At 63.1% G+C, this 7,247-nt stretch carries 6 protein-coding genes and 2 pseudogenes; 1 reads left to right on the top strand and 7 read right to left on the bottom strand.

Going from position 1 to position 7,247, the window contains the following annotated elements:
* The 4 genes and pseudogenes from BT122_RS11305 to BT122_RS10515 all read right to left on the bottom strand — a co-directional run.
* A pseudogene (locus BT122_RS11305) lies at positions 1-804 on the bottom strand (FeoB small GTPase domain-containing protein); the annotation flags it as partial.
* 98 nt (positions 805-902) lie between these two features.
* Positions 903-1,139, bottom strand: a complete 237-nt coding sequence (locus BT122_RS10525) for a FeoA family protein (protein ID WP_072355860.1) — start codon at positions 1,137-1,139, stop codon at positions 903-905.
* A gap of 67 nt (positions 1,140-1,206) precedes the next feature.
* Entirely contained in the window at positions 1,207-1,512 is a 306-nt protein-coding gene (locus tag BT122_RS10520) for a FeoA family protein (protein WP_083432479.1), read from the bottom strand.
* Between the two features lie 808 nt (positions 1,513-2,320).
* Positions 2,321-5,179: a glycoside hydrolase family 3 C-terminal domain-containing protein gene (locus BT122_RS10515; RefSeq protein ID WP_072355859.1), complete on the bottom strand. Its 2,859-nt coding sequence runs from the start codon at positions 5,177-5,179 to the stop codon at positions 2,321-2,323.
* Positions 5,180-5,336: 157 nt separating this feature from the next.
* Between BT122_RS10515 and BT122_RS10510 the strand changes: the two genes are divergently transcribed.
* The gene (locus BT122_RS10510) at positions 5,337-5,924 is read left to right on the top strand and encodes a TetR/AcrR family transcriptional regulator (protein ID WP_072355858.1); all 588 of its coding nucleotides are present in this window, start codon (positions 5,337-5,339) and stop codon (positions 5,922-5,924) included.
* A 101-nt stretch (positions 5,925-6,025) separates the two neighbouring features.
* Here BT122_RS10510 and BT122_RS10505 read toward each other — a convergent pair.
* The 3 genes and pseudogenes from BT122_RS10505 to BT122_RS10495 all read right to left on the bottom strand — a co-directional run.
* Positions 6,026-6,400 (bottom strand): annotated as a pseudogene (locus BT122_RS10505) (phosphoenolpyruvate carboxylase); the annotation flags it as partial.
* Positions 6,337-6,906 (bottom strand): ROK family protein, encoded by a 570-nt coding sequence (locus BT122_RS10500; RefSeq protein WP_286130370.1) that lies wholly within the window; start codon positions 6,904-6,906, stop codon positions 6,337-6,339. The gene BT122_RS10500 and the pseudogene BT122_RS10505, both read right to left, overlap by 64 nt.
* A gap of 200 nt (positions 6,907-7,106) precedes the next feature.
* Complete coding sequence (locus BT122_RS10495) at positions 7,107-7,238, bottom strand: heavy-metal-associated domain-containing protein (protein ID WP_083432480.1); 132 nt, start codon at positions 7,236-7,238, stop codon at positions 7,107-7,109.
* Positions 7,239-7,247: the final 9 nt, after the last annotated feature.

Raw genomic sequence — 7,247 nt, 5'->3', positions numbered from 1 at the left:
ACGCCCAGAGGCGAGAGCACGCCCATGGCCACGGGGATGCAGATTGCGTTGTAGAACAACGCCCAGAACAGGTTCTGGCGGATGTCGCGCATGGTTGCGTGGCTCAGCTCGATGGCGGGCTCGAAGGCCGCGACCTCGGCCTTGGTCAGGCCCAGGGGCTTTGATGGCCTCGGCGTCTCGCTCGAAGACCTTGATGGAGTACCAGCGCACCAGCTCGGGCCCGCACTGGCCCTTGATGCCGTCGGCAATCTGGGCCAGGGCGTGCTCCACCTCGGGCGAGAAGAGCTCAAGCGACTTGGCCACGGCCTGCTTGCGGGCGGCCTCCTCGGCGTGGCTGACCAGCTTGTCGAGATTCTTGTTGCGTAGGGCCGAGACCTCCACCACGGGCACACCCAGCATGTGGGAGAGCTTCTTTGTGTCGATGGTCTCGCCGCGCTGGGCCAAGAGATCGCACATGTTGAGGCCCACGACCACCGGGCGGCCGGTCTCCAGGATCTGGGTGGTGAGGTAGAGGTTGCGTTCGATGTTGGTCACGTCGATGAGGTCGATGACGGCATCCGGGCGGTCCTTGACCACGTAGTCGCGGGAGACGACCTCCTCGGGCGAGTAGGGCGAGAGCGAGTAGATACCCGGCAGGTCCACGAAGGTGACGTTCGTATCCTTCTTCCAGGTGGCCATCTTCTTCTCCACGGTGACGCCGGGCCAGTTGCCCACGTAGCCGTTGGAGCCGGTCAGCTCGTTGAAGAGCGTGGTCTTGCCGCAGTTGGGGTTACCAGCCAAGGCGATGTTCAGCTTGTCTGACATTCCTCCCCCTTCAGTGCTTGTTGCTTGCAGAAACAGTTAGAACTGGTTGACTTGCTTTCCCACAAAAACGCCCCGCAGGGCGCATTTGCTTGCTTTGGCTAGGCCTTGACGACGTCCGCGACCTCCACGCACTGGGCCTCGTCCTTGCGCAGCGAAAGCTCGTAGCCGCGCACGGTGCACTCGATGGGATCGCCCAAGGGCGCGACCTTGCGCACGTAGACCTTGGCGCCCTTGGTGAGGCCCATGTCCATGATCCGGCGCTTGACGGCACCGGTGCCCGTGAGCTTGGACACGGTGCAGGACTCCCCCACCCTCACGTCTCGAAGTGTTGACATGACATTCCTTCCACTCGTGGTTGCGACCAAAGCGGCCGGCCGAGGCCGACCGCGAGGGTTGATGAAGCTAGCGGCACATGATGTGGGACGTGAGCTGGCGATTGATGCCAAACTTGGCGCCCTTGACCGATACAATCATGTCGCCGTTGACGCGGCTGACCACCTTGACCTGCGCGCCCTCCACAAAGCCCATCTCCGCCAGATGCTGGCGCATGTCCTGGGTCCCCTTGGTGCGCACGACCGTCACCGTGTCTCCTTCGCGGGCGCCCGCGAGCGGATACTGCTGTCCCGTGGCCACCTGGGACACAGGCTGGACGCTCTCGTCGTAGCCACGCGCACCCGCAAACTGCGCGACTGCCGCTGTCACTGGCATGTTGGCCTCCTGACTGACGTTCTACAAAATGTGACCTTTGGTTAACTCGAAAAGTAGTATAAGGCGAACTTTCCGACTTCAAGAGTTGGCCTAGGTTAATTTGTGCATAAGGGGACAAATTCCGTCCGATTGGGCGCATGCAGAGATTGTCGTGGGCTTCACGGCACTGCAAATGACGAAACCGCGCTCCAGTAGGTAGGTACTACTCGGGTAGGGGTAGGCCGGGATGCGTGCCCGAGCAGGTGGCCCCGAACACCAGAAAGGTCCTCGAGTAGACATTCCCCGCTCCCGAGCTAGGAACTTGCAGCCCCGAGGTGTCACGGATCCCCTCGAGTAGGTGGGCCGTCTCCCGCGGACCACGCCAGGAAGGCCGATAGTACTTTCGAGTAGGTGACTAAGTAGGTGTCAAAGGCCATGAGGCGAGCTCGCCGATGCCATGGCCACACCCCAATAGGAGGGCTCGTGCACAGGACTACCTACTCAAATGTGGTATCGACAGGTGAGAGAGACCCGACCCGGACGTCCATCTGCCTACTCGACGACCCTCTCGTCAGCATGGTCCGGAACCTCGCGCGGAACACCGCCTACTCGAGCGCGCTCTCGGCCACCAGCACCCCAGAAGCGCCCTCGGACCCGCCGACCCCGCCTACTCGACGGTGCCTGTGACAGATGTCTACCGTCTGTAGACCACTGGACCGCAGGCTCAACAAGACGCAAGCGGCCCGGGTGGCTTACGCCATCCGGGCCGCTCGGGAAGGGAGGGCCAGTTGCACGCCGGCGTATTGGGTTCGGCAGGAGACTCGCCGGACTAGGCCGCAAGCCTCTTCGAGTGCCTCCAGGCCAGCACACCCCAGAGCACCAGGAGAGCTGCCACCGCGACATCCGCCACGCGCACCGCCATCACCCAGGCGGGCTCGCTCGTGTCGATGTAGGCGGGGTCGTAGGCCCAGCTGCCGGACGTGGTGTAGAGGATGTTCTTGGCCGCGCGCTGCATGTAGATGACGTTGGATGCGGCGCTATCGTCCGTCACCTGGTTGGGGCCACCAGCGTAGGTGGAGAGCATGGCGTCCACGCCGTTTGCCAAGGCCATGTCGGCGTTCATGAAGCCGTGGCCGTTGTTGCGGAAGAAGTCGGACACCACGAAGCCTCGGAAGCCCCACTCGCCGCGCAGGACGTCCTGGTTGAGGGTGGAGAGCTCGCCCACCCACTTGTTGCCCAGGAATGCCCAGGATTCCATGGCTGCGTTGGCGCCGCCCTCCTTGACGCAGATCTCGAAGGGCTTGAGGTAGTTCTCGCGCAGGGCCTGCTCGGTAGTCCACACGCAGACCATCTTGCCGTTGCAGTCATACACTGCAAAGTGCTTCATCGTGGAGTAGACGCCCTCGGAAGCTGCGCCCTTGATGGCGTTGGCGGCCATGTAGCCGGCCAGCACGCCGTCCTCAGAGAAGTACTCGTAGTTGCGGGCAGTAAAGGCGGAGCGGTGCGTGTTCATGCCAGGGGCGTACCAGCCGGTGATGTTCATCTCGCGGCAGGTCTTGCCCATGGCCTGGCCCCACTGCTGGGCGAGGTCCTGGTTCCAGGTGCAGGCCACCACGACCTCCACCGGGAAGCCGATGGAACCGGCACCTGTAAAGTTGTTGTTGATGGCAGCGGGACCGTCGGCGTCGACGTTCTGCACCTTGCCGATGGAGCTGACGGCTGCCGTCTGGTAGCCCGCCAGGGCAATCAGGTCCTTGAGGTCGGAGACGGACATCTCCTGCACCAGCTGGTCCCAGCGGGGGTCATCAAAGTCGGCACCGCGCAGGTCAGAGAGGGTAAGTCCAGAGTCCACGCCCGTCGCGGGCATCTGGTCGGAGTCCTTGACGTAGGCCATGGGGTCATAGTTGGAGTTGAGGTGGTAGCCCTCCACGTACTCCTCGGGCATGTTGAGGTCGCTTGGAGCGGCCGTGGCCGCCTGCAGGTTGGCAAAGTGGTCGGCACGCGAGAGGTAGGTGACGTCGCCCTTGGAGTCCTGGAAGCGGTTGGTGGCCGCCTCGACGTCGCTCGCACGGTGGTTGTCGCCCGAATACGTGATGGTCTCCGGGACGTTGTAGGTACGGGAGTCAAGCACGGTATGGGAGTCGGAGTTGATGGAGACCTCGTAGTCGCCCGCCTCGAGCACGTAGGCGCCCTCGCCCGACTCGTCGTAGGAGGCCATGTCCTCCTGGTCGAAGGTGATGGTGATCACTTGGGACTCACCCGGCTCCAGGAGCTTGGTCTTGTCGAAGCGCACGAGGTTGGCCGAGGCCTTCTCGATGCCCCCGTTGGTGTAGGGCGGGTTGTAGTAGGCCTCCACCACGTCCTTGCCGGCCACGGAGCCGGTGTTGGTCACGCTGACGTCAAAGCTCACCTGGGTGCCGTCCTGGCGAAGGTCGCTCATCTGCTGCGAGAAGGACGTGTAGCTCAGACCGTAGCCAAAGGGGTACTGCACGGTGGAGTCGTAGTCGATGACGCCCTCGGCAGCCGCGGTCTCGTAGTACTTGTAGCCCACGTAGATGCCCTCGTTGTAGTTGATGAAGGAGGGCGAGTAGTTCTGCGGCTGGCCGGCGTTCATGCCCTCGACCGTCATGTCCGTGAGGTTGGCGTAGTCGGTCTTCTCGGCGTTGTTGTAGTAGGGGGCGTCCTTGAGGTTGTAGACGTAGGTGTCGTTGGTCTTGCCGGAGGGGTTGACGGTGCCGCGCAGGATCTTGCCCAGGGACTCGAAGCCCACGTTTCCCGCGCCGGGTGCCAGCACCACTGCCTTGATCTGCGGGCGCTCCTCACAGAAGCCCAGCTCCATGGGGTAGGCGGAGTTGACGACCACCACCACGTCGTCAAAGTTCTTGCACACCAGGTCCACCATGTCGCGCTCGGTCTGAGAGAGCTGCAGGTAGTGCTCGCCCTCCTGGAAGTCCGCGTAGTCGGCGGAGTTGTTGTCGTAAGTTGCCTTGGTCATGTCCTGGGGGATGTCGTTGTGGCCCTCACCCGCCATGCGGCTCACGACCACGATGGCCACGTCGGAGTAGTCCTTGGCCCCCTGGATGAGCTCGTCAGAGTAGGTGGAGGCGGGCGGCTCGGGCAGGTCCCAGTTCTGTGCCTGGATGGAGACCGCCGCACGGTTGGCCGCATAGCTGGTGTAGAAGTCCACCAGGTCCTGGTTTACGGAGAAGCCCGAGTCCTCCAGCCCCTGAATGAGGGTCGTGATGGGGAAGAGCTTGTTGATGCCGCCGGAGCCGGCACCGCCATAGACCGGGTTGGTGGAGGCCCAACCAAAGAGGTTGACCTTGTCGACGTCCTTGAGGGGCAGGGTGCCGTCGTCGTTCTTGAGAAGGACGAAGCCCTCGTCGGCAATGTTCGACGCCACCGCGGCGGCCTCGTCGGTGGTCTCCTGGCTTACCTGGCCCTTGCCCTGCGAGAGGTTGATGAGCGTGTACATGGGGCCCATGGCTATGGCCGTGGCCACCGCGACGGTGCCTGCCACCATGCCGATGCCCGCCAGAGATCGCGCTAGGTGCCTCTTGGGCTTGGCAATCCAGTGCGCCCCCACGAGGACCGTGATGCCAGCGAGCAGGATCACCGCAAGAGTGATCAGGTAGGGCTGGCATGTTTGGAGAACACCCAGAACGTCCTCCCACTCGATGTCGAGCATGTGGTACCTTCCTTTTCATCCCGTTTGTTTTTGAACAAGCTGTTAAGGAAAGATTAAGGTGTCCCATGATGAAATGTCCCATACATGTTGGGGCTAAGCGCTCGTTTATGGACACGTCTGAACACTGTGTATGGAACTTCTTGGAGAGGATGCCAACATGGCAGAAAAGGCTCGAAAGACCGACCGTCGCACTCTCTATACGCAGAGAGCCATCAAGGACGCGCTGCTGGACATCCTGCACGAGAAGCGCTTTGACAAGGTGACGGTTTCGGACGTGTGTCGCCGCGCCGAAATCACGCGGGCCACCTTCTACCTGCACTACAAGAACCTTGCTGAGGTGCTGGACGAGATACTCGAGGAGGCCATGGCGGACGACGACTCCGCCTTGAGCGGTCAGGAGGCCTACCTTTGGCTCGAGCACCTGCCCACCTGCCAGCGAGTCTCGTCCAACCCCAAGTACCTGCCCTTCTTCAAGGACCCCTCCATTACCAACTACCTGGTGGAGCGACTCTTCCAGAACGAAGTGCCGCTGAGGGTGCCCGAAGTCATGCAACAGACCGGCCTTGACGAGCTGAGGGCCTGTCTCCTCCTGCGCTTTGCGGTCTATGGATCCTTTGCCGTCAATGCGGAGCTTGGGTGGAAGAAGGACGCCTTGTGGCGCAGCATGCAGGACGTGCTCACCATCTATACGACGGCCGGCATGCGGGCCGTGGGCGAGCAACTGGGCGGGGTCCAGGCCAGCTGATAAGGCAAGGGGAACAGAACGGCGCCGTCCCATGGCGCAAAGCAAGGCCCCCGGGCGCTCATGCACCCGGGGGCCGCCTGTGGTTTGAGCGGAAATCCCTGTCACCCCGTGTTCTGAAGTCCCGCGGCAACTCCCGACACGGTGCAAAGGACCAGGTAGGTGTACTCGTCCCGCTCCTCCGGCGTCATCGCGTCCCCGTCCTGGCGCATGCGGCGCAGGGCCAGGGCCTGCGTGACGGAGAGGACGTTCACAAAGGGCAGCCGCATGCGGATGACGGGCCCTAGCACGCGGCGGTGCTGGAGTGGCCATTCGTCGCCCACGATGGCCAGCACCCACTTGCGGGTGAGCGCCATCTCGCCCAGGACCTTCTTGTTGAGGTCGGGCCGATCGGCAAGCGAGAGGTAGAGCTTGGCTATGCGCTCGTCGGTCTTGGAGAGGGACATCTCGATGTTGTCGATGAAGGTGGTGAAGAGGGGCCGGCGGCCAGGCCCTCGAAGCAGCGGTCGTGATATGGGCACACACAGTTGCCCTCGTCGCCCGGCTGGACCTCGAGCAGAATGTGGCCCGCCTCGGGGTGGAGCATGCCGTGCAGGAGCTGGCCTCCCACCATGACGCCCGCGCCGATGCCCGTGCCAACCGTGAGGTAGACCACCGTGTCCAACCCCTTGCACGAGCCGTAGGTGACCTCGCCCAGGCAGGCAACGTTGACGTCGGTATCGTAGCCGATGGGAATGTCCAGCGGTTCGAAGGCACTCAGGAAGTCGAAGTGCCTCCACGCGGTCTTGGGCGTCTCGAGGATCTTGCCGTAGCTGGGAAGCGAGGGGTTCACGCCCGTGGGGCCAAATGCCCCAATGCCCAACGCGTCGACGTCGTGCGAGCCAAACCACTCGACCATGCGGTCGACGCAGCCATGCGGCCCCTGGGTGGGAATCTCCTCGCGCTCGAGGACCTGCCCCTCGGGCGTCCCCACGGAAAGGACCATCTTGGTTCCACCGGCCTCAAGCGCACCAATCCTTGCCATGCCACCCCCCGTTCGTCCGCTGGCGGGCCGCAACGACGAATGCCCACCAAATTAGACATATCTGCCAGTAAGAATAAGGGCCTCGCGGCGGAATGCCGACGAGACCCTTGAACGGCAAGGACTTCTGGACGAGAAGCGCCGCCGGCTGGCGGAGCGGCGCGTTAGGCCACCGTAGCCTCGTAGCCTGCGTCCTTGACGGCGGCGACAAGCGCCTCGTCGGTGACCTCTGACGATGCCTCGACCACGGCGTCCTTGTCCTCGAGCGAGACCTTGACCGAGCTCACGCCGGGCACCCCCTCGAG

This window comes from Olsenella sp. kh2p3, assembly GCA_900119625.1.
GTDB lineage: Bacteria > Actinomycetota > Coriobacteriia > Coriobacteriales > Atopobiaceae > Tractidigestivibacter.
The sequence above is the reverse complement of the archived record's forward strand: the minus strand, read 5'-3'. Positions and strand labels throughout refer to the sequence as shown.

Excerpts from the sequence above, each read along its gene's own strand:
- BT122_RS10525 (WP_072355860.1), bottom strand. The coding sequence starts at position 1,139 with ATGTCAACACTTCGAGACGTGAGGGTGGGGGAGTCCTGCACCGTGTCC.
- BT122_RS10520 (WP_083432479.1), bottom strand. The coding sequence starts at position 1,512 with ATGCCAGTGACAGCGGCAGTCGCGCAGTTTGCGGGTGCGCGTGGCTAC.
- BT122_RS10515 (WP_072355859.1), bottom strand. The coding sequence starts at position 5,179 with ATGCTCGACATCGAGTGGGAGGACGTTCTGGGTGTTCTCCAAACATGC.
- BT122_RS10510 (WP_072355858.1), top strand. The coding sequence starts at position 5,337 with ATGGCAGAAAAGGCTCGAAAGACCGACCGTCGCACTCTCTATACGCAG.
- BT122_RS10500 (WP_286130370.1), bottom strand. The coding sequence starts at position 6,906 with ATGGTCCTTTCCGTGGGGACGCCCGAGGGGCAGGTCCTCGAGCGCGAG.